This window comes from Pseudoalteromonas sp. S1609, assembly GCF_005887255.1.
GTDB lineage: Bacteria > Pseudomonadota > Gammaproteobacteria > Enterobacterales > Alteromonadaceae > Pseudoalteromonas.
Genome location: NZ_PNDJ01000005.1, coordinates 1 through 22,959 on the forward strand (window position 1 = coordinate 1; position 22,959 = coordinate 22,959).

24 protein-coding genes are annotated in these 22,959 nt (G+C 39.6%); 4 read left to right on the forward strand and 20 right to left on the reverse strand.

The genetic code is table 11. The features are described 5' to 3' along the window. Positions 1 to 244: 244 nt before the first annotated feature. Complete coding sequence (coaD, locus tag CWB76_RS01610) at positions 245 to 736, forward strand: pantetheine-phosphate adenylyltransferase (protein ID WP_138605064.1); 492 nt, start codon at positions 245 to 247, stop codon at positions 734 to 736. A 20-nt stretch (positions 737 to 756) separates the two neighbouring features. On the opposite strand, the gene CWB76_RS01615 is transcribed toward coaD, so the two are convergent. The 8 genes from CWB76_RS01615 to argC form a co-directional block, all read right to left on the reverse strand. Further along, a complete protein-coding gene (locus CWB76_RS01615; RefSeq protein WP_138605065.1) occupies positions 757 to 1,269 on the reverse strand; it encodes a hypothetical protein in 513 nt (170 codons plus the stop codon). A gap of 500 nt (positions 1,270 to 1,769) precedes the next feature. After that, positions 1,770 to 2,306 (reverse strand): hypothetical protein, encoded by a 537-nt coding sequence (locus CWB76_RS01625; protein ID WP_138605067.1) that lies wholly within the window; start codon positions 2,304 to 2,306, stop codon positions 1,770 to 1,772. Between the two features lie 14 nt (positions 2,307 to 2,320). Next, positions 2,321 to 2,521 carry a hypothetical protein gene (locus CWB76_RS01630; protein ID WP_076920190.1) on the reverse strand — a complete coding sequence of 67 codons (201 nt, stop codon included), beginning with the start codon at positions 2,519 to 2,521 and terminating at the stop codon, positions 2,321 to 2,323. 251 nt (positions 2,522 to 2,772) lie between these two features. Next, entirely contained in the window at positions 2,773 to 4,638 is a 1,866-nt protein-coding gene (argH, locus tag CWB76_RS01635; RefSeq protein ID WP_138605069.1) for an argininosuccinate lyase, read from the reverse strand. Positions 4,639 to 4,690: 52 nt separating this feature from the next. Next, complete coding sequence (locus CWB76_RS01640) at positions 4,691 to 5,893, reverse strand: argininosuccinate synthase (protein WP_138605071.1); 1,203 nt, start codon at positions 5,891 to 5,893, stop codon at positions 4,691 to 4,693. Next, on the reverse strand, positions 5,890 to 6,822 hold the full coding sequence (locus CWB76_RS01645; protein WP_010391031.1) for an ornithine carbamoyltransferase: 933 nt from the start codon (positions 6,820 to 6,822) through the stop codon (positions 5,890 to 5,892). Before CWB76_RS01645 ends, CWB76_RS01640 begins: the two co-directional genes overlap by 4 nt. A 7-nt stretch (positions 6,823 to 6,829) precedes the next feature. Next, the gene (argB, locus tag CWB76_RS01650) at positions 6,830 to 7,597 is read right to left on the reverse strand and encodes an acetylglutamate kinase (RefSeq protein WP_138605072.1); all 768 of its coding nucleotides are present in this window, start codon (positions 7,595 to 7,597) and stop codon (positions 6,830 to 6,832) included. Continuing rightward, the gene (argC, locus tag CWB76_RS01655; protein ID WP_138605074.1) at positions 7,594 to 8,607 is read right to left on the reverse strand and encodes an N-acetyl-gamma-glutamyl-phosphate reductase; all 1,014 of its coding nucleotides are present in this window, start codon (positions 8,605 to 8,607) and stop codon (positions 7,594 to 7,596) included. Before argC ends, argB begins: the two co-directional genes overlap by 4 nt. A 221-nt stretch (positions 8,608 to 8,828) precedes the next feature. On the opposite strand from argC, the gene argE reads away from it, so the two are divergent. Continuing rightward, on the forward strand, positions 8,829 to 9,974 hold the full coding sequence (argE, locus tag CWB76_RS01660; protein ID WP_138605076.1) for an acetylornithine deacetylase: 1,146 nt from the start codon (positions 8,829 to 8,831) through the stop codon (positions 9,972 to 9,974). Between the two features lie 249 nt (positions 9,975 to 10,223). On the opposite strand, the gene panP is transcribed toward argE, so the two are convergent. Next, a complete protein-coding gene (gene panP, locus CWB76_RS01665; RefSeq protein ID WP_138605077.1) occupies positions 10,224 to 11,849 on the reverse strand; it encodes a pyridoxal-dependent aspartate 1-decarboxylase PanP in 1,626 nt (541 codons plus the stop codon). Positions 11,850 to 12,108: 259 nt separating this feature from the next. Between panP and CWB76_RS01670 the strand changes: the two genes are divergently transcribed. Continuing rightward, positions 12,109 to 13,977: a GGDEF domain-containing protein gene (locus CWB76_RS01670; RefSeq protein WP_138605079.1), complete on the forward strand. Its 1,869-nt coding sequence runs from the start codon at positions 12,109 to 12,111 to the stop codon at positions 13,975 to 13,977. Here the strand turns inward: CWB76_RS01670 and trmB are convergent. The 8 genes from trmB to folB all read right to left on the reverse strand — a co-directional run bounded on the left by trmB (position 13,974) and on the right by folB (position 20,111). Next, positions 13,974 to 14,645: a tRNA (guanine(46)-N(7))-methyltransferase TrmB gene (gene trmB, locus CWB76_RS01675; protein ID WP_138605080.1), complete on the reverse strand. Its 672-nt coding sequence runs from the start codon at positions 14,643 to 14,645 to the stop codon at positions 13,974 to 13,976. The genes CWB76_RS01670 and trmB overlap by 4 nt on opposite strands. Continuing rightward, a complete protein-coding gene (locus CWB76_RS01680) occupies positions 14,645 to 15,412 on the reverse strand; it encodes an ABC transporter permease (RefSeq protein WP_010391022.1) in 768 nt (255 codons plus the stop codon). Before CWB76_RS01680 ends, trmB begins: the two co-directional genes overlap by 1 nt. Then, complete coding sequence (locus CWB76_RS01685) at positions 15,413 to 16,342, reverse strand: ABC transporter ATP-binding protein (protein ID WP_138605082.1); 930 nt, start codon at positions 16,340 to 16,342, stop codon at positions 15,413 to 15,415. It abuts the gene before it with no gap. Then, positions 16,339 to 16,962, reverse strand: a complete 624-nt coding sequence (locus CWB76_RS01690) for a flavin prenyltransferase UbiX (protein WP_109875641.1) — start codon at positions 16,960 to 16,962, stop codon at positions 16,339 to 16,341. The genes CWB76_RS01685 and CWB76_RS01690 overlap by 4 nt, the downstream gene beginning before the upstream one ends. 1 nt (position 16,963) lies before the next feature. After that, complete coding sequence (gene mpl, locus CWB76_RS01695) at positions 16,964 to 18,319, reverse strand: UDP-N-acetylmuramate:L-alanyl-gamma-D-glutamyl-meso-diaminopimelate ligase (protein ID WP_138605084.1); 1,356 nt, start codon at positions 18,317 to 18,319, stop codon at positions 16,964 to 16,966. Between the two features lie 146 nt (positions 18,320 to 18,465). Further along, the gene (locus tag CWB76_RS01700) at positions 18,466 to 19,266 is read right to left on the reverse strand and encodes an undecaprenyl-diphosphate phosphatase (RefSeq protein ID WP_010391016.1); all 801 of its coding nucleotides are present in this window, start codon (positions 19,264 to 19,266) and stop codon (positions 18,466 to 18,468) included. After that, the gene (folK, locus tag CWB76_RS01705; RefSeq protein WP_075170695.1) at positions 19,263 to 19,751 is read right to left on the reverse strand and encodes a 2-amino-4-hydroxy-6-hydroxymethyldihydropteridine diphosphokinase; all 489 of its coding nucleotides are present in this window, start codon (positions 19,749 to 19,751) and stop codon (positions 19,263 to 19,265) included. Before folK ends, CWB76_RS01700 begins: the two co-directional genes overlap by 4 nt. Then, entirely contained in the window at positions 19,752 to 20,111 is a 360-nt protein-coding gene (gene folB / locus CWB76_RS01710; RefSeq protein WP_138605085.1) for a dihydroneopterin aldolase, read from the reverse strand. It abuts the gene before it with no gap. A 207-nt stretch (positions 20,112 to 20,318) separates the two neighbouring features. Here folB and plsY point away from each other — a divergent pair, with 207 nt between their 5' ends. Then, a complete protein-coding gene (gene plsY, locus CWB76_RS01715; protein ID WP_036979788.1) occupies positions 20,319 to 20,924 on the forward strand; it encodes a glycerol-3-phosphate 1-O-acyltransferase PlsY in 606 nt (201 codons plus the stop codon). Between the two features lie 23 nt (positions 20,925 to 20,947). On the opposite strand, the gene tsaD is transcribed toward plsY, so the two are convergent. From tsaD to CWB76_RS01730, 3 genes are read right to left on the reverse strand one after another with little or no spacing between them, the layout of a single operon-like run. Then, complete coding sequence (gene tsaD, locus CWB76_RS01720; RefSeq protein WP_138605087.1) at positions 20,948 to 21,961, reverse strand: tRNA (adenosine(37)-N6)-threonylcarbamoyltransferase complex transferase subunit TsaD; 1,014 nt, start codon at positions 21,959 to 21,961, stop codon at positions 20,948 to 20,950. A 44-nt stretch (positions 21,962 to 22,005) separates the two neighbouring features. Beyond that, complete coding sequence (locus CWB76_RS01725) at positions 22,006 to 22,596, reverse strand: YjaG family protein (protein WP_008115608.1); 591 nt, start codon at positions 22,594 to 22,596, stop codon at positions 22,006 to 22,008. Next, positions 22,580 to 22,942: a putative signal transducing protein gene (locus CWB76_RS01730; RefSeq protein ID WP_010391010.1), complete on the reverse strand. Its 363-nt coding sequence runs from the start codon at positions 22,940 to 22,942 to the stop codon at positions 22,580 to 22,582. The genes CWB76_RS01725 and CWB76_RS01730 overlap by 17 nt, the downstream gene beginning before the upstream one ends. Positions 22,943 to 22,959: the final 17 nt, after the last annotated feature.

The window sequence follows — 22,959 nt, forward strand, 5'->3', positions numbered from 1 at the left end:
GGGACGATTAACTCTTTGTTGCTCGGCTTTTACTTAGCCCACTAGGTTACAAACCTCGCGCCACGATTAAATCGTCCCTAGTTAGAACAAATTTTAATCCTGAAAGGTCAACAGGCCCTAGTATAAACAAATAGTCAGCGTTAAAACAATCAAGGCATGAAGTTCTTCACAATTTACTTACAAGGCTGCTTTGCACACTAAACACTGCTACACTACGGCTAAAAATAATAACACAGTAAATATTATGAAAGTGACCGCAATCTACCCAGGCACATTTGACCCTCTTACCAACGGCCACACTGATTTAATTCAGCGTGCGGCTAAGATGTTTGATACCGTTATTGTTGCTATTGCTCATAACCCAAGTAAAAAACCGTGTTTTACTTTAGAAGAACGCGTTGATTTAGCGAATGAAATTTTAAGCCATTTAGATAATGTAAAAGTGATTGGCTTTTCAGGGCTGCTAGCAGATCTCGCTCGCGACCATAATGCAAATGTACTGATCAGAGGCATAAGAGCGGTTTCTGATTTTGATTATGAATTTCAGCTCGCAAATATGAACCGCCGTTTAAACCCTGATTTAGAAAGTGTATTTTTAACACCTGCTGAGCGTAATACCTTTATATCATCAACCTTGGTAAAAGAAGTTGCGCGCCATAACGGAGATGTGAGTGAGTTTGTTGATAGCATAGTAATGAAAGCCCTGCAATCTAGGCTGGGGGAAACCAAGCATTAAACTCAACGCCTAGCGTTTCATTATGTTGCGCTAGGTAGCTTCGCTCTTGCTTGAAGTAAAAAGTTCTTAAACCTCACTAAACCCAAAAAGTCTTTATTAATAAAGAAAATAGCTATCATCACAAAATCCATCAGATTAATTCCCAAAGAATAAAATGACCAGAACCACCATGGTGTGCTGTTATTAAAGACTAGCACATCTAAATGCATACCAAAAAATAGCAGTGAGTTTATGCTCAGTCCTAATAATAGATAAGAAGTTATAGTATTTTTATTTATGAAGTTACTTACCACTAAAATAGCCAAGATCGTCACTAAATCAAAAAGTAATAGTTGCGTGTAAGAAATATTTTGAATATCAATGAACAAGCTTGAAGAGTATGAAATTGACATGATTAGCGATAGCCATAAAGCCTCTTTTTTTGATGTATTTATACTCGTTACTAATGAGTATAAAAAAGCCATTAAAAAGCCCCATTGAACAAACGCACCTAGATAAAGAGATACATATGGGTTGAGCAAGAAGTCATTCATTTGAAACATTATTTCGAATAGCTAAATTAAGTTGTTTTTTTACCTGTCGTTTTTTTAAGATACTTGTATTTATTACCAAAGAAATAATCATTAATACATCAATAAAGTTTACTCCTAAAGAGTAAACACTCCAAAGCCACCATTCATCAATATTATTACGTACAAATAAGTCATAATAAATGAAAAATGTTAGCAGACTATTTATTAGTAAGCCTGAAATAATATAATAGCTAGCGAGGGGAGCTTTTAGACAGAAATTCAATAAAATGAGAATAATAGAAATGGTTATATAATCGAAGAGGATCCAGTCTAAGTATACATTTTCTAATATCGGAAAAAAATCACTACAAAAGTAAGAGGAAAACATAATAGCGGCTAAGTATGTTACCGACTTGTCTGGCTTATTAATACTCGAAACAAGTGAGTATAAAAATGCCATTAAAAAACCCCATTGAGTGAAAGCACTTACGTAATCAACCATGCTGTAATCGATGTACAACTTAGTTACAGTCCCTTGCAATTTTAGGTCTTAGGAATAATGATACTATTTTATTTTTGAGTTTGTGTAATCCTAAGAAGTCTTTGTCTACAATTAGAGCAACAATCATTACTAGGTCTATAAATGTCACTCCAAACGTGTATATATCCCACAAAAACCAAGGTTCAATATTTTTATTAATAAAAATATCTAAATGCATTAGCAAAGCTAACATCAAATTAATTGAAAGGCCTATTAGTAAATATAATAATGAAGGAGTCGTAGTTTTACTTAATTTGTAAACGAAAATTAGGCAAATTATGGTTATTAAATCATGTATTGCCCAATCAAAATAAGTAGTATTGTAATAGGAAATCCATGTAAATAAGTAATCAGTCACGGAATAGGATACTACCATAACTAATGAGCTGAGTAATAAAGTCGTTCTCCTCTTAACATCTAAGCTGTAGACAAAGAGGTTAAAAAAAAACGCCATTAAAAAGCCCCATGTCACTAGGGCTGACAAAGAAAACAGACCAAAAAACTCAGCTAAAAACATTTACTACCTTTCTATCACTTTGGACGAGGTAAAAGAATCGTATTACCACGCTGGAGATCAGCACTACCGCCAGCAGCAGCCATCGCCTCTTGAGATATACTAACTGTATCAGATTGTAGGGTTTTAGGGCTAGCAGTTTGTTCCATTGCAGGCTTTAATTGTTGCGTTTTATTGTATGCTTGCATTTGTACTTGGCTGTTCGCTGAAATTTGCATGTGATTAATCCTCTTGAGTATTAAATTTTATTATTGGCGCAAATTTAAATCACACCACCTGCAGCAGTTAGAAAATAACTGCAGTCGCGTTTAATCTATGTTGGTTAATTGACTCAACAACTCGCTTCAGAATAATAAAAGCAAACGATATGCCAACTTTAAATTAATAGTATGTTAATTTAAAAATTATTTTATTTTACTCAAAAAAAAACGCATCGGGGTCACCGTGCGTTTTTTATCCTAGGGATTGCTCAAGCCACGTTTTTGCATGGGATCTCCATGCTATTACTTAGCTTTAACATATATTCCATTGCGACTTCATCACAGTTTTCTTTGCGTAAACATAGCTCGCAATCTTTCATTACTTTTTCAGGTAGGCTCTCTTTATCACAGAAACTAAACCGCTGATTTTCGAAAAAGTCAGGTACACGAGTCAGAACGATGACACGATTGAGTGCCAATTTTTTGGCTTTCACTAATAAGTGTTCAACCAGTTCTCGTCCCTGCCCCGTTACTGCGCTTTTAGGATCAATGCCTAATGAACGTATTTCAGCTAATCCTGTGTCGTAAATATAAAGTGAAGCACAACCCGATACCTGACCGTTTATCTCAGTTACGGCAAACTCATTAATTGAGTGCACCATATCACTTTTAGCTCGCGGTAAATTTTCGCCTACTGTTGCCCAGTGCTGTACGAGTTTAGCAATTGCTTCTACGTCATCTAAGTTGGCATCACGAACCGTTATTTGCTGTTTTTTTTTCGCGTCTTTCACCGCTTTGCTTACTTGCTCTAATGATGTACCGCCAAGCGCTTGGCGTGCCTTAATACAGGCATCAATTTCAAGTACCGGATACACGTCATCTTCAAACACTGGATTTACTGATTTATACTGCTCTAGTGAAAGCTCCTCTAACGTTTTACCTTCACTAATAGCTAATTGCACCAACACCCCAACAATATGATGCCCTTCTCTGAACGGCACTCCTTTAGCCACTAAATAATCAGCAAGTTCGGTTGCATTCGCGTGGCCACCTTTTGCCGCTGCAAGGGTTTTATCTGCTTTCACTTTTATACCTTTAATACACGCTTGTGCCATATGAATACACGCAAGCCATGTTGGCATGGCATCAAAAATGCCTTCTTTGTCTTCTTGCATGTCTTTATTGTAGGCAAGCGGTAGTGCTTTTAGAGTCATCATCATTGCGCTAAACGCACCAAACACCCGGCCAGTTTTACCACGAATTAGCTCTAATGCATCTGGGTTTTTTTTCTGTGGCATTAAAGATGAACCCGAGGTCACATTATCGGCCAGTTCAATAAAGCCAGCTTCGCCTGAGTTATAAAAAATTAGGTCTTCAGACATCCGCGATAAGTGGATCATAGAAATAGACGCGCAGCTTAATAGCTCAACCACAAAGTCACGATCAGATACGCCATCTAAACTATTCTTAGTCGCGCCAGTAAATCCTAGCCCTTGTGCAAGTGCATGGCGGTCAATCGGGTATGCAGTGCCTGCAAGAGCGCCACTGCCGAGTGGGCAATAATTCATTCGTGCTTGGGCATCTTGTAATCGACTTTCATCACGCTCAAGCATTTCTACATAAGCCATACACCAATGGCTAAATAACACCGGTTGTGCACGCTGTAAGTGGGTATAACCTGGTAATATTGTGCCAAGTTCACGTTCAGCTAAGCCAATAAACTCTGCTTTAAGTTGCGTAATCGCTTTTAAAATATGATCGGCGGTATCGCGGCACCAGAGTCTAAAGTCGGTAGCAACTTGGTCGTTACGGCTTCGGCCTGTGTGTAACTTTTTAGCTAAATCACCTACTTTTTCAATTAGTGCAGCTTCAACATGCGAGTGAATATCCTCTGCACCTGAGGTAGCTACAGCCGTTGGGTCTGCTTTTACCTCTTCAAGTAACTCATAAAGTGCCGATACCAGCTTTTTGTGCTCATCACTAGATAACACGCTTACTTGTTCAAGTGCACCAGCCCATGCAACAGAGCCAATAATATCTTGCTCTGCTAATTGATAATCGAAGGGAAGTGAATCGTTAAACTGTTTAAACGCTTCATCTGGACCCGTAGAAAAACGTCCGCCCCATAATGCCATGAAATTTCTCCAAACCCGATAATAGCCCCTTAATTCCAAGGGGCATAAAAAATTACTTTTTAGCTAATGCTGAGATTCTGCTTGATAGCGAGAATAAACGAATAAAGCCTTCTGCATGCGACTGGTCATAAACATCGTCTTCACCAAAGGTAGCAAAATCTTCGCTATATAAACTGTTAGGTGATTTTTTCTGAACCGCAGTGACTTGGCCTTTATAAAGCTTCAGTACCACTTCGCCCGTTGCTAGTGTAGACAGCGCTTCTGCACCGGCTAAAATAGAATCTTTTAGCGGCGTAAACCAACGACCGTCGTAGACTAAGTGTGAAAATTCACCACCGAGTACTTCTTTCCATTTACGGCTCGCTTTATCAAGTACTAACTCATCAATAGCTTGCAGCGCCGCCATGATCACAGTACCGCCTGGCGTTTCATAACAACCACGTGATTTCATGCCCACTAAACGGTTTTCTACAATATCGACACGACCCACACCATGAGGTGATGCAATATCGTTTAATTTAACTAAACAATCATAAGGTTTAAGCTCTTCGCCATTTACGGCAACTACTTCACCTTCAACAACCGATAAAGTGACATGTTCGGCTTTATCAGGCGCTTGCTCTGGTGAGTTAGTCCAGGTCCATACTTGTTCGCTTGGCTCACACCATGGGTCTTCAAGCTCGCCGCCTTCGTGTGAAATATGCCATGCGTTCGCATCACGACTATAAATTTTTGTTGCTGACGCAGAACATGGAATATCACGCTCAGCTAAATAATCTAATAGTGATTCACGGCTTGATAAATCCCACTCACGCCATGGCGCAATCACTTTTAAATCAGGTGCGAGTGCGGCAAAACATGACTCAAAACGTACTTGGTCGTTACCTTTGCCTGTACAGCCGTGAGAAAGTGCATCGGCACCTACTTTACGCGCAACTTCTACTTGCGCTTTAGCAATAATTGGACGCGCCATAGAGGTACCAAGTAAATAAGTTCCTTCGTATATAGAACCCGTTTTAAGCGTTGGGTAAATATAATCGCTTACCATCTCATCTTTTAAATCAACCACGTAACACTCAGATGCACCAGACGCTATAGCTTTAGCTTCTACGCCTTCAAGTTCTTCAGCGCCTTGGCCAACATCGGCAACAAAGGCAATAACTTCACAGCCGTAGTTCTCTTTTAACCATGGCACGATAGCCGATGTATCAAGACCACCTGAATAGGCTAAAACGACTTTTTTAATTGAACTCATAGGTGTTCCTTAACAAAATTTGGATTTAACAATGTAACTAATAGCGCATTTTGCGCATGCATGCGGTTTTCTGCTTGCTGTATAATTTTTGATGCAGGGCCATCCATTACCTCAGAAGTAATTTCAAACTCACGGTGTGCCGGTTGGCAATGTAATACCGTAGTTGCACCGGTTTTTTCTAACAATGCCTGGTTTAATTGATAAGGCATGTATTTTTCTTTTACTTGCTCAAGAGGAGTTGTATCCCCCATTGATACCCAGGTATCGGCGTAAACAACATTAGCGCCTACTGCAGCCTCAACCCTGTCACTTACCATTACAGAAGCGCCATTCATCGCTGCTATTTGCTCTGCTTTTTTAAGTACTTGCGAATCAGGTGAGCTGCCTTTTGGTGTTACAGCGACAAAGTCTGTTCCTAAAGTAGCGGCTAATAGCATTAATGAGTGTGTTACATTATTGCCCTCACCTAGGTAGGCAAGCTTTAACTGGCTAACATCACCATGTACTTCTTGTAGCGTTAAAAAATCAGCTAATGCTTGGCATGGGTGATATAAATCACACAAACTGTTAATCACAGGAACGGATGAATACTCACCGAGTGTCGTTAACGTACTGTGCTGATTAACCCGCGCAACAATCCCGTCTGCCCAAGTCGAAATATTTAAGGCAAAATCTTTTATTGATTCGCGGGCGCCCATTGCACCATTTTGTTGGTCAAGGTAAACCGCATGGCCCCCTAAACGGTTTATACCAATATCAAATGAAAGGCGAGTACGTAAACTTTGCTTTTCAAACAAAGTAACCACTGACTTACCAGCTAGCACTTGGCTATATTTACTTGGGCTTTCTTTAATATCTTGCGCTAACTTTAATAAATTTAGTGCGCCTTGTTGGTCTAATTCTAGACCCGTTAAAAAATCTTTAAACATGTTCAACCTATGGTGTTACTTTAGTTCCGACATGCTCGCCTTGCAGCAAAGCAGTTAAGTTTTCTGGCTTTTGCCAGCTGGAAATGTACACACCGCGTCGTAAATGTTGGGCAGCGTGAAGACTGGTCTTAACTTTAACCTCCATCCCGCCCAAAATTACTCCCTCTGCAATTAAAGTATCAATGTGTTTTGTGTCAAGTTGATGTAAAGGCTGCTTATTGGCATCAAGTACCGCCTCTACGTCCGTCATAAAAATAAGTTCTGCATTTAAATTATTTGCCATTGCGGCGGCTGCTTCATCGGCATTAACGTTATATAACAAGCCCTGCTCATCAAAGCCGATAGAACTGATGATTGGTAACCGGCCAGCACTGAGTAAATCATTAATAATAGAATCAGCATTGTTGTGACATTGACCTACTTGACCCAATGCTTTTAATTTTTGCGAGGCGGTGATCCCTGCTTCATATAAACTTAACCCCACCGGCTTATGACCAGCACTAATTGCTTGCGCCATGAGTTGTTTGTTTGCCGCACCCGCAAGGGCTCCAACAATATAAGGCATCTGTTCTTTAGGGCTAATACGTAAACCTTGGTGTTTAGCACTGGCAAAACCAGCCTCTTTTAACCAGCTATCAACTAATGAGCCACCACCATGCACAATCACAAACTGAGCATCATCTTGCTCGTTGAGTATTTCAAATAATGCTTTAGCGGCATTTTCAGTATTGAGTACTGCACCACCGAGTTTAATAACCCACGTTTTACTGCTCATCTAAACGCTCCTATTAGACCTGTAGTGTGGGGAAGGCCCATTGATAAATTAATACATTGCAAAGCCTGACCAGCTGCCCCTTTTAATAAGTTGTCAATTGCTGCCATTACTATTAACTGTGAGCCTTGCTGCTGCCACGCAATATCTACATAAGGTTGTTTGGCCACCCCTTTAATCGAAGGGATTTTGCTGCCAAGCAAACGAATTAATGGCTCATCAGCCAATACTTGATAAGCTTTAGCTACTTGCTCATTGGTCACACCCGGCTTTAATTGCACATAAATAGTTTCTAAAATACCGCGCGGAAAATTACCTAAATGAGGAGTAAATAACACCTCATGACCTAGATGCTGTTGTATTTCAGGCCCATGACGGTGATTAAACAAACCATAGGGTGCAAGTGATACCTCACAAAAATGAGTCCCTAGGCTGGCTTTTCGCCCTGCGCCAGTTACGCCAGAAACCGCATTAATAATAATTTTTTCATCACTCAACAAACACGCTTGCTGAAGAGGTTTTAATGCATTTAATGCAGCCGTTGGATAGCAGCCAGCAACAGCAATTAGCTGAGCATCAGTAATGGCTTTACTATTCCATTCAGCAAGACCATATGCCGCTTGATTGAGTAGTTCTGGATGTTGGTGTTCAAAGCCATAATAAGTAAGGTAATCATCATTACTTGCAAGACGATAGCCACCGGAAAGGTCAAATACCTTTTTGCCCATCGCTAAAAACTGAGGCGCTAAATCCACACTTACTTTATGATCGGTGCACAGACAAACGTAATCTGCTGAATGAGTGATATCAGCAAGTGCATGTTCATTTAGTGGCTGCAGAGGTAAATCAAGTAATCCTAAATGCTCAGGATACAATTCACTAAGCAATTTATGTTTATCTAAACTTTGCGCTGATACATAACAACCAGTTAGCGAAAGAGTTGGATGTTTTGCTACTAAGCTAGCCAGTTCTGCGCCGCTGTAACCGCTGGCACCTATAATTACTACGTTCATTATTTACTCTTTATCTAAAATTAGTGACCACATTCCATGTTGTTTGTTTACACTAGGGTATAACCCAGCCAAACAGATTAAATTTATGAGTGATAACTATCGTCGTATTATTTTCATGGCGTAACTTTAATATATTTATGCTTAAAAAGTGAATTGATATTCATCATAAATACTTTTATATTGTTATGCAATTAAAATGAATACTTATTTTGGAGTTTTTTATGTCTCTGCCGTCATTTATTTCGATGTACCAGCAATTGATTGCTGCCCCCTCTATCAGTGCCATTGAAGATCATTTATGTATGAGTAATAAAAGTGTCATTGAATTGCTAGCCCAATGGTGTGAAAGCTTAGGTTTTAACTGTGAAATAATAGAGTTAGAAGGCAACAAGGGTCGCTACAACTTATTAGCAAAACGCGGTCAAGGCGACGGCGGTTTAATGCTGGCAGGGCACACTGATACAGTGCCATTTGATGATAGCCGTTGGAATCAAAACCCATTTAAATTAACCGAGCTCGATAATAAATTATATGGCTTAGGTAGCATTGATATGAAAGGTTTTTTTGCTTTTGTACTGCAGGCTATTAGTGAGCTTGATGAAAAGCAACAAACACAACCAATTTTAATATTAGCCACCGCAGACGAAGAAACCACTATGGCTGGCGCACAACAAATTTGTAAGCACCCAAATTTAAAACCAAGTCGCTGTATTATTGGTGAGCCTACTGATATGACGCCAGTATTTACTCATAAAGGTCATATGACTTCAGCGATAAGAGTCGTTGGCCGTTCAGGACATAGCTCAGATCCCGAACGGGGTCTTAACGCCATCGAAGTGATGCATAAAGTGATTACAAAATTGCTAATCTTAAAAGAACAACTTAAGAATAAATATTCAATAAATTACTTTGAAATTCCTCACCCAACGCTCAATTTAGGTAATATTCATGGGGGCGATAATGCAAATCGGATTTGCGGTTGCTGTGAAATGCACATTGATATGCGCCATCTTCCTGGCTTAAGTGTACAAGAGCTGCAAGCATTGCTGCTTGATGCAACCTACGATATAAATCAGCAATACCCTAATTCGGTCAGTGTGATTGATTTACATGAGCCAATTCCAGCATTTACAGGAAGCACAGACAGCGCGTTAGTTAAACTAGCCGAAAATATAGCAGGGCAAAAAGCGGTGGCTGTTAATTACTGTACTGAGGCACCATTTATACAACAACTGGGTTGTGAAACCATCGTCATGGGACCTGGTTCAATTAACCAAGCGCATCAGCCCGATGAATATTTAGCGGTGGAAAAAATAAAGCCTTCGCAACAAATTATCAGCAACCTAATAAAGGCGAGTTGCTTTTAATCAGTAACAAAAAAGACGCTATTAAGCGTCTTTTTTATAGCATTTATATTTAACCTGAACTCTGAATAATAAATCTATCTCAAGCAGCTATTTTTAGCGCTAACTGCGTTGAATTTACTTGCAATAGGCTAGCTATTGACGCGTAAGTTCGCCTTGTTTTCACTGAAAATCTCTGGCTAGAGAAAATAAACATAAATATCATCTTTGATTCAATATGTTAGTAAATCTCTTAACCAGAGTTCAGGTTAGTTACATATATTTTCGTAAATACTTTTTAAATACAGGGTCGGTTTGAGCTAGTTCTTTCTGCTCTTCTAATATCTCTTTTAATATTGCACCTGATGTAAGCGGGTTCGCAAGCACCACTCTAAATACCACGGTTGGTTGATTATCATATTGAACTGGCGTTAAACGTGTACGCGATACAAACGAGCGACCCGATTCACGTTGTCGTTTTTGCATGCTAGCAGTAAAGCGATTAAGCGCGGCAAAAATATCTAAACGGGTCTGTGCATCGGCCTGTGCTATCGCATTTTTAATTTGCTTAGGAACATAACGATAAGTTAATAAACACAGTTCAGGTTCTGATATTAATTCAAAATCTTCATCTGCTTTTATCAAATCAGCAAAATAACGGGCTTTTTTAATACTGCGATCGATAAGCATTTCATAGCCTTTACGACCAATAACACGTAAGCAAGCATGCACTAACATCGCCATACCAGGGCGACTCCCCTCAAGGGTATGGCTACCCAGGTCTTTAGAGCCTTTGCGTAAAATATATTCAGCATGATGCTCTATGGCATCGGTAGCAGCAGGGTCTTTAAATAAGACTAAACCGGCCCCCATCGGCACATACATTTGCTTATGCGCATCAATGGTAATTGAATCTGCTTGCTCAATACCTTTTAAAAGATGCCTATGGGTATTAGACAGTAAGGTAGCTCCGCCCCACGCCGCATCAACATGAAAGTGGCAATTAATTTCTTGTGCTAAATTAGCCATGTCTTTAAGTGGGTCAATATTACCGGTTTCTGTCGTCCCGGCTACACCAATAATTGCCATCACTTTAATGCCTTGCGCTTCAAGCTCTAGCGCTTTTTCTCGCATAGCAGCTACATCAACTTTATTATCAGCCGATGTTTTAATACCAATTAAATTCTCACGGCCAATACCTAGTAAATCTACCGATTTGCCCAACGAGTAATGACCTCGCTCAGAGATTAAAACCGCCAGTCCTTTGTAACCATAGTGGAGCATTCCCGCCACTAAACCTTGTGCAGCAATGCCTTTAAAGTTGCCATCCGCTTTCAATAAGCGGTTGCGGGCAATCCAAAGTGCTGTAATGTTAGCTACTGTGCCACCAGAGCAAAATGCTCCTAAAGAGGTTTTTGCACTGTGCATCCATTTAGAATAAAAGCCATCATTTTGTCCATAAGCTAAATGATGCATCATTCCTAAAACTTGACGCTCTAATGGGGTAAACGCTTTTGAGGTTTCTATTTTTACAAGGTTTTGATTTAGCCCAACCATTAATTTCGATAACGGCAGTAAAAAATGTGGCAGAGCAGACGTCATATGACCAATAAAGCTTGGCGCTGCGGTATGTACAGAATGAGCAACCAGCTGTTCCATAATATCTTGGGCATAGCAAGACACAAACGTTGGCTCTTCAGGGATAGCCGCCGATTGAAAATCTTTTTCTATTTCATGTAATGGTTTTTCAATTGCCGCGATATTTTCGTTTAAGAAACCTGCTAAATTACTCGAAATTTCAAGCTCTATTTTGCTCAAAGTTGAGTCAGGTGCCTCTGGAACGGTAAATATCCGTTTGAGGCTTTCTTTAGAGGCGACGGCACAACGCTTTTGATCCATCTTCATACCTAGTGTGTGACTAAAACACCTGTTAGTTTGTAAAACACGCTAATTTAAGGTGTTTTTAAGCAACGGCATTTCTAAAAAATTGCGCTAACTTTACTGCAATATGACAAAAATGTCTCGTTTTAAGCCATAAAAGACAATACAAAATAGATAACATTTCACTATTTTTTATATTTAGTACAAAGGGTAATTAAAATATTGGGCATTTATAATTTTTAAGTATAATAAATCTAACAAAAAATAAGGATGTTACATGCTAAAAGGAAATCTAAAATTAACTCGGTTGGCGCTCGGTACCGTCTTTTTTTTAGTCAGCTTAATAAGCTACAGTTACTACACCTACACTGCCATCAATAATGATGTGATACGCAGCATTGATAATCGTTTATTAAATGCAGCCACCAGCGTAAAGTACATTTTAGGTAGTGATTATCACGATAAAGTAGCGCAAGAAATTAGCTTTTCAAGCTATCAAAATAAAGCTGACCAGCTTTCGGCGTTGGCCAATGATTTAAATATAGATTATTTATATTCAATGGTACTGATTGATGAGAATGTTTATTTTACTGCCTCTAGTTACACTCAAGATGATCAAAATAACGGTAAAGTTACTCAGTTTTTAGATCTTTACCCCGAAGCCACGCCCATCAACATAGCTGCATTTTTATCAACATCCCCTATTTTTGAAACCTCAACAGCGCATCGCGGCCATTCTAAAACAGTATATATTCCTCATCTGGCAAAAAATGGCAGAACCTATATTACAGCTGCAGATATTAGCGTTGATAAAATTAGCAATGCGTTAAAAACAGACTTATATCAATCTATGTTTCATTTTTGCTGCGTAATTATTATTTTATTAATAGTTTATATTCTTTATTACTATGGAGTACGTCGTTCATTAATGAGCGACCATGCAAGCGGATTTGAAAATCATATTGCCTTAGAAAAACGGCTAAAAAAAAGCAATGAACATCATTTACAAATTGCGATTATTTTAGTGAACGAAATTGATAATATCAGCCGTTTTTTTGGCACAAAAACAGCCGATGAAGTGATGAAAAAGCTGCTCACTCACTTTAAGCAGCAAGCCCGTTTGCACGCACGTATTTATCGTATTGCAACTAATAAACTCGCTATTTTGACTGATAAAGAAACTCCCTTTGATGAGCTATATAGCATCATCCAGTCACATGATAAAAATATACCGTTTTTAAATCAGCCTTTTATTTATATTACCCTTAACGCTGGTGTAGCTAGAGGCAATAAGTCATTACTGCTTAAGAATGCTCATATTGCGTTACTGCAATCTAAGCAGGGCGATCAGAGCATAGTTAACTACTGTGAGGCAATTAACGACGCTAAATCTCTATATTTATATAATGTTGAAATAGCAAAAGAAATTCGTGAAGCATTTGATGCTCATCGTGTTGTTCCTTACTTCCAGCCGGTTATAAATACTCATACCGATGAAGTTATTAGGTATGATTGCTCACCGAGAATAGTCACTTCACAAGGGGAGATTTTAACCCCTGATACCTTTGCAAATGCACTAGATAGACTGCGTATGAATGGCATGTTAACCCATACCCTATTTACTCAATGTGTTTCACGTTTTCGTAAATCGGCAATTTGTTGGGAGCTAACAGTGTGCGCTGAAAACATTGCTGATCCCACTATTTATGATCATATTGCCTATGAACTTCATCGCTATCCTAATCCTGAAAATATCACTATTTCAATTTTAGAGTCGCAGGTTATTTCACATTACTACGAAATAAAGTCATTTATCGCAATGGTAAAAAGTAAGGGAGCAAAGGTGGTGATGCGCTGCTGGGGTAATGAATTTATTAATACCCTCAATACGTTAAAAGTGGAGGTTGATGGTATTAAACTCGATGGTGCAATCACAAAGCAGCTGTTAAATGATGCAAATACGTCGCTATTTATAACCTATATCGCTGATACAGCTCAGCAGCTTGAACTTGAATTGGTTATTGAAGCGGTAGAAAGTAATACAGTTGCAGAGTTGCTCAGCCAGCTAAATGTAACGCTGATGCAAGGTAGCTACCTTGGCAAATCAACGCCACATGTTACTGACTTTAAAAAAGCAATGAATTAGTTATTAAGATTAATGGCTAGTCGGTGGCTTTGCTGACCACTGGCCCAGTACTTACGCTCAAAAGGGGTAATTGCTTCGTCTGATTCAAACAACGCGGTTTGACAAGGATACCCAGCTAACTCGAGCGCTCTGGCAAACTCTTTAACATAGATATCCCAGTTACTGCGCACTTCAAGCAAACCACCTAGTTTTACAATAAAGGGGAAGATAGCCGCCCCATGCCAGCGCCGTTGAATGTGCTTAGACTTAGGCCACGGGTTTGGGTATAGCAAATAATGATGAGTAGGCTGCCAATTAGCAGCGACAGCTAAACGCCAAAAATCATTTAAGTCAGCTTGCACTAAAATGTATTGACCACTCTCAGTTTGTTTATACTCAACATCATGCTTATCAAGTCGGTGAGATGACTTATCAATGCCCACAACTAACGCATCAGGATGACGTTTCGCTAAATTAGCAGTGCTTTCGCCAACGCCACAACAGGAGTCTAGAATAAGCGGTCCATCAAAGGCTTGCACCTTAGCATTAACTTCATCAAATGCGGTTTGAGTATGCGCTGCAATTGGCTTTTTAAACTCGGCTTGTAAGTGTTTATTAACTATTTCATCAAGCTTTTCATGAAGTCCCGCTTGATTAGATACAATACTACGTGAATTTGCATCGCTCATTAGTGTCTTAGCCCCACACCTTTTTTAATTAGCGTCAGTGCTAAAGTAAATAATACGCTGATAAAAACCAACAACACCGCAATCGCAACTGTTAAATCAACATCAGAAACACCTAAAAATCCGTATCTGAATGCGTTAACCATATAAATGATCGGATTTATTTGCGATACCATCTGCCAAAAATCAGGCAGTAAAGTGATTGAGTAAAACACCCCGCCTAAATAAGTTAGAGGCGTTAAAATAAAGGTCGGAATAATACTTATGTCATCAAAGCTGTTTGCATAAATAGCGTTAATTAACCCGCCCAAGGCAAACACCGCCGAGGTAAGAATAACAGTGGCTATAATCACAAAAATATTATGTATTTGTATATCTACAAAAAATAAAGAAACGCACGTTACAATAAAGCCAACCATAATACCACGGGTCATGCCTCCGCCCATATAACCCAACACAATGATGTAATTAGGCACAGGTGCAACCAATAACTCTTCAATACTTTTTTGAAACTTAGTTGAGTAAAAGCTCGAAGCCACATTCGAGTAAGAGTTTGTTATAACTGACATCATAATAAGGCCTGGAACAATAAACTCCATGTAACTAAAGCCGCCCATATCGCCAATACGCGAGCCTATTAAGTTCCCAAAAATAACAAAATATAAGCTCATAGTAATCGCTGGCGGCACTAAGGTTTGCACCCAAATACGCAAAAAGCGAATACACTCTTTAATCCAAATACTTTTTAAGGCTACGCCATATTTAAACATTTATTCGCCCCGCCCTTGCTCTAATAAACCTACAAATAATTCTTCTAATCGATTTGCTTTATTACGCATGCTCAGAACAGTATTACCTTGTTCGGTTAACGCGCTGAATACAGCATTGAGCCCTTGTGATTTAGCCACTTCAACTTCAATGGTGTGATCATCAGTCATGGTAAAATTATACCCTTCAAGTGTCACCGGATTGGTAGGCTGCTTTAAATCCAGTACAAAGGTTTCTTTGTCTAATTTAGCCAACAAAGCTTTTATGGTGGTGTTTTCAACTATACGGCCGGTATCAATAATAGCGATGTTTTTACACAGTAGTTCGGCTTCTTCAAGGTAGTGAGTGGTTAAAATAATGGTCACACCTTGTTCGTTGATTTGTCTTAAAAAGTCCCACATTGAGCGGCGCAGCTCTATATCAACGCCCGCTGTTGGTTCGTCTAAAATAAGTAACTTTGGTTCATGCATTAAGGCGCGTGCAATCATCAAGCGACGCTTCATACCACCAGAAAGGGTACGCGCTTGCTTATCTTTTTTCTCAAGTAGCCCAAGTTGTGCTAAGTACTTGTCAGCACGTTTGTGCGCTTGCGCGCGCGGTACACCGTAGTAACCTGCTTGATTAACGAGTATTTGGCTTAGGGTTTCAAACTGACTGAAGTTAAACTCTTGTGGCACTAAGCCCAAGTTGGCTTTCGCCGCTTCAAGGTCGGTATCAATATCATGACCAAATACTTCAACTTTACCTTTGGTCTTATTTACCAAAGAAGATATCACCCCAATAGTGGTTGATTTACCCGCTCCATTTGGACCTAACAGTGCAAAAAAGTCACCTTCATGCACTTGTAAATCAACGCCTTTTACTGCCTCAACCCCATTTTTGTAAACCTTGGTAAGGCCTTCAATATTTAAAGCAATGTTTTGCTTATTCATTTCTTACCCTCACCATAACCCCAGCGCTTTGTGAGATTATGTTCAATATTTAAATGATCTAAAATTCGCGCCACCATAAAATCAACTAAGTCTTCTATGCTTTGTGGTTGATGATAAAAACCAGGTGCAGCGGGCATGATAGTGACCCCTAAACGCGACAATTTAAGCATATTTTCTAAGTGAATTTCGCTAAACGGAGTTTCTCGAGGGACTAAAATAAGTTGACCTCGCTCTTTTATCACCACATCGGCAGCGCGCTCTAATAAATTATCTGATGCGCCGACTGCAATCGCAGACACAGACCCGGCACTACATGGACATACTATCATTTTTTTCGGTGCTGCTGAGCCCGAAGCTACAGGGCTGAACCAGTTATCTTTGCCAAATACCTTTAATTGTTCGCTCTTGGCGTTAAATAATGCACTTAACTGCTCGGTAGCTTTATCTTCATTCCCTGATAACTTTATATTAGACTCGGTATCAAAAACTACACGCGCGGCACTTGAGATAAGCACATACACTTGAAATTGTTGTTCAAGTAACACTTCCAACAGCCTTAATCCATATGGTGCGCCTGATGCGCCACTAAATGCTAAGGTAATTGTATCTTTAAATTGCACATTATTCTCCGCTGTATTTATCGGCCAAACCATCAACAAGTTGCTGATGAAGACCATTAAAACCACCATTACTCATAATTAAAACATGTTGATTTGGCTCAATATTCTCAAGTACTGTATCAATAATAGCGGTTGTAGAATCAAAGCATTGCATACCCGCTTTGTCAGCTTGCTCTTTAAGTGACCAGTTTAAGTTCTCTGGCTCAAATAACAGCACGTCGTCTGCATCGCGAAGTGAATCGAGAAGTGTAAATTGATGCACTCCCATTTTCATGGTGTTAGAGCGCGGCTCTAAAATCGCAATAATTTTTTCATCCCCCACTTTAGCACGCAGCCCCGCAAGTGTTGTTTGTATTGCCGTTGGGTGATGGGCAAAATCGTCATACACTTTAATATGATTAATATCTGCTTTAAGCTCCATTCGCCTTTTTGGGCTGATAAATTCACTCAAAGCTTCAATACTGTGTTCTATTGCAATTCCCACATGGCGTGCTGCTGCAATAGCCATCATGGCATTTTTAACGTTATGCTCACCAATCGCTTGCCAGCTAACAACGCCTTGTAACTGCCTATTTAGTAAAACATTAAATTGAGAACCATCGGCTTTGAGTAATTCATAACTCCAATCATCACCTAATGTTTCGCTCTCGCTCCACAACCCTTTTGCAATCACATCGCTCAGTGCTTCATCATTTTTTGGCCAAAGCACTTTGCCGCTTTGCGGTAGTGTACGTATCAAATGGTGAAATTGTTTTTTAATTGCGTTTAAATCTTCAAAAATATCAGCATGATCAAATTCAAGATTATTTAAAATAAGTGTTCGAGGTAAATAATGAACAAACTTACTGCGTTTATCAAAAAAGGCCGTGTCGTACTCATCGGCTTCTATAACAAAAAATGGCGTTTGCCCAACTCGCGCAGAAAGACCAAAGTTTTGTACAATTCCGCCAATTAAAAAGCCCGGTTTTAAACCCGCATATTCAAGTATCCACGCCAACATACTGGCGGTGGTTGTTTTACCATGAGTTCCCGCCACAGCCAGCACCCATGAATCTTGTAATAAGTTACGTTTTAGCCACTCAGGTCCTGAAGTATAAGGCAGGCTCTTATCGAGTACATATTCAACACACGGGTTACCACGGCTCATAGCATTACCAATAACAACGATATCTGGAGCTGGCTCTAGTTGAGATACGTCATAGCCCTGTGTTAGTTCAATACCCAGTTCTTGTAACTGAGTACTCATTGGTGGGTAAACGTTTTGATCTGACCCAGTAACGTGGTGACCCAATGATTTAGCTATAGCGGCAATACCACCCATAAATGTGCCACAAATACCCAAAATATGTATATGCATTTACTATCCTTTCATCCTGCGCGGAGTTTGCTCTAGGGCAAAATTTAATGGCGTTATAATGCCAAAATTTAGCTTAAGTTACCATTAACCCTTGGCGCAAATAAAAAAGCCTCCCAAAGTGGGAGGCTTTCCTGAAGATTAATAACTTATAGCATTAAAAAGAATATTAAACCGACACCTAATAATAAACGATAAATAACAAATGGTAGCATTCCCATTCGCTCAATCACTTTTAAAAACATAAAAATACAAGCATAAGCTGATAAAAACGACAGCACTACACCTAACAATAATGCCGTCCAATCTACGATATGATCCCCAAGGGCAAGCTCTGCAGTATAATAAAGACCCATCATTGAAATGATTGGAATAGCTAATAAAAACGAAAAGCGCGCTGCACTTTGCTTGTTCATACCTAACATTAAACCCGCTGTCATGGTAATACCTGAACGTGAAGTGCCAGGGATCATTGCAACGGCTTGTGCAAAGCCAATAATGAGGGCCGTTTTCCAGTTTAGCTGATAGATTGTTTTTATTTGCTTACCTTTGGCATCGGCGTACCAAAGCAATAGACCAAATACGATTGTTGTGGTCGCAATCACCCATGCACTGCGTAAGTACAGTTCAACAAAATCTTTTAATAACAAGCCTAAAATAGCTGCTGGCACAGTACCTAAAATGATCCACCAACCTAGTTTGCTATCATCTGTTGTGCCCTGCACGCCAAACGATTTAAACCAAGCACCGAGTATATCGGCTACTTCTTTACGGAAATAAATAACAACCGCAATTAAAGTGCCTACGTGAACAGCAACATCGAACGCTAACCCTTGATCCTCCCAGCCTAAAATTTGTGATGGTAAAATTAAGTGTGCCGAACTCGATATAGGTAAAAACTCAGTAAATCCCTGAATTAGGGCTAAAACAATTATTTCTATAATACTCATGGGTTAGAAAACTCCACCTTCCATAGCTTTTGTTGAGGGTTGTTATATGCATTCCATATTTGGGCAATCGTTTGTTTTGCTACCGGATGATAAAAATCAGGGGCCACCTCAGCTAAAGGCTGCAAGACAAAGGCATTTTTAGTAATTTCGTCACGCGGTAATTGTGCTGGGCTCTCGCAAATTACATCATCATAAAAGAGTAAATCGAGATCCAGTGTACGTGGGCTAAACTTTTTATCATTTGCTTGGCGACCATTGTCGCGTTCAATTTGTTTTAATAACGCGCAAACATCAACAAGCGCCATGTTAGTGGTGGCTGCAAGTACTGAGTTATAAAAGTTATTACCGGCAAAACCCACAGCTTCACTTTCAAATACTGATGAGTGATGTGTGTTTTCAAAGTGCTGATTTAACGCCACTAGAGCACGCCGAATATGCTCTGCCTTGTTAATGTTTGAACCAAGGCTAATAAATATCTGCGCCATTTAAGCCGTAGCCTTGGTGCGCGTAATCTCTACACCCACAGTTTGCGCTTGTGAAACTGCAGCGGGCTTGCTAACTCTTATCGTTACTTGAGGAGTATTAAATTCGGTTAAGATAATTTGCGCTAATTGTTCCACTAGCGTTTCTAAAAGTTCGACTGGTTTAGCCGTACTGTGCTCGATAACTCGCTCACTTACCTTAGCGTAATCTAATGCTAAGTTAATATCGTCGTTTTGTGCTGCAGGCTTAATATCGCTTAGCATTTCAATATCAAAGTATAGGCTTTGTTTACTTTTCTTTTCAAAATCATACACCCCGATAATCGTTTCGACATGCAATTGTGATATAAATACCTTGTCCATTGATACTCCAAATGACTGTAACAAGTCACTGAGTTAATTACATATTGTATCAATCAAATTAATACTGTATATACTTTAATCAGTGTTTAAATATACTAAAATTACTTCTACAATAGAATAATTACAAAATTGCGAGTAATTTAAGAAACCCGTAAATTTTGACGCCAATAATAGCTTAAAAGTAATGATTAAAAAATAAGGAAGCGCGTGTTAGTCATTTTAATGTTTGTATTAGCCTATTTGCTCGGCTCGATTTCATCGGCCATTTTAGTGTCGCGGCTATTCAAACTTCCCGATCCACGCACAAATGGCTCCAATAACCCAGGAGCAACCAATGTTTACCGTTTAGGCGGCGCTCTCCCCGCATGCTTAGTTTTAATATTTGATATTTTAAAGGGCACTATCCCTGTTTGGGGCGCTTACTTTTTAAAACTTGAGCCGCTAGAGCTTGGTTTAATTGCGGTTGCAGCATGTTTAGGGCACATGTACCCATTATTTTTTAGTTTTAAAGGTGGTAAAGCGGTCGCAACAGCATTTGGCTCGTTACTGCCGATAGGGCTCTCTTTAGGTGGGTTATTGATTGGTACTTGGCTGATTATTGTCGCGATTACCCGCTACTCATCCCTTGCAGCGCTAGTAGCTGTGACGCTAGCACCTTTATATACATGGTGGATAAAGCCGTTATACACCTTACCCGTGACCTTTATTACGCTACTGATCATTATTAGGCATCGCACTAATATTGTGCGTTTATTTAAGGGTGAAGAACCAAAAGTAGGGACTAAACAAGCCCCTACAGATGACAAGAAGTAATAACTAACTTAAGTTCTGGTTAACTATATTGCTTCTAAGCTATCGATTGGCCAGCGCGGTTTAGTTTTCATATCAAGCGAAGCAAACTGTCCCGCTTTTAAACGCTGCATACCAGCATAAGCAATCATTGCGCCATTGTCGGTACAAAACTCAGTGCGTGGGTAATACACTTCGCCCTTCATACCTTGCATCACACGCTCTAGTTGCAAACGTAGTTGCGTATTAGCACTTACACCACCGGCTATGACTAAACGTTTAATACCTGTTTGCTTTAGTGCACGCTTACACTTAATCACTAAAGTATCTATAACGGCTGTTTGAAATGCATGGGCAATATCTGCTTTAGTTTGCTCGTCGCTATCATTTTCACGAATAGCAATCGAAGCGGCGGTTTTTAGGCCACTAAAGCTAAAATCAAGACCAGGCTTATCTGTCATTGGGCGCGGAAAAATAAACCGTTTGGCAACGCCTTGCTCAGCCATTTTAGCTAAACGAGGACCGCCAGGGTAATCAAGCCCAAGTAATTTAGCTGTTTTATCAAATGCTTCACCTGCAGCGTCATCTACCGACTCACCCAATACTTCATATTGGCCAATACCCGCGACCTTTACCATCATGGTATGACCGCCAGATACGAGTAAAGCAATAAATGGAAATTCGGGAACGTTTTCCTCAAGCATTGGCGCTAATAAATGCCCTTCCATATGGTGCACTGCTACAGCTGGAATGTCCCAACCATACGCTAAAGAGCGACCAATTGAGGTACCTACTAACAAAGCCCCTACTAAACCTGGTCCTGCCGTGTAGGCAATACCGTCTAAATCTTCAGGTCCACAGCCAGCTTGTGCAAATGCCGCATCAATAAGCGGCAATGTTTTACGTACATGATCGCGAGATGCAAGCTCAGGTACCACACCACCGTAATCAGCATGTACTTTTACTTGGCTATATAATTGATGAGCCAGTAGCCCTTTTTCATCATCATAAATAGCAATACCAGTTTCATCGCATGATGATTCAATGCCTAAAATTCGCATTGTTAATTCTCCTGCCACCTAACAAGGTGTTTAAAACAAATAACTTAAAGTGCTAAACCAATGTTAGTTTGGCCATCAGCAAGGACATGCTTTTTCAATGCTTTTACATTTTCAGCAGTAATACGCCCCATAGCTTCTACAAAATCAATTAGTTCACCTAATACCTCTATTTCGTATTGCATTAGTGGGTGTTCACGTACTGCTTTATTATCAGCAACATCCCCTTCAACCGTCATTTGATACTCAATAAAGCGAGCCACAGTTGCCTGCGATATTTTACTCACATTAACAAATTCTTGCTCGTCTTGTGCTAAAAGGCCATGCATTAAGCTCAATAATGAGGTGGCAGCGTCAATGGCAGGGTAAGTGCCAAACATATCAAAATCAGCAAGTTCAGGTACATTCGGCTCTATTTTTTCGACTTGCTTTTCTAAATCAATCTTACTTTTAGGAAGCAGTATCTTTTCCCAACATACATTTAAAGCATTACGTAAAATAACCTCATCGCCAAAACCGGTAGCCTCACTAAACAGTCCATAATTAGGCAACATACGCTCTATTAACGCACTGGCCAATACCGCTTTTTGCAGGTAATTTAACTCTCTAATACGCTGAAAATTATTCGCTTTTGTCATTCTTTAAAGTCCCACATGACCAACAAAAATCAAATGTTGATCCATTATGCTCATTACAGTTAGGGCACACCCAATCTGGAGCGGATTGTTTTACTTGCTGATAGTTTACCAATATTTCGCGTGCATGGCGCTCTTTTATCGCATAAACCTGCACACTTACTTGTGTTTGCTCAAACGGGATCTCGCCCATTGCACCTTGCAGCATTTCACCTTTAATTTGACACTCAATTCCCGCATTAAGAATCAATCCTTTTATAATATTGGCCTCTAAACTATTTTCTGCGTTATAAAGCGTAACCCAATCAAATGATGTTATATTTGAATCGCTATTATTAATATTTTGCAATATCCACCTCATTTACT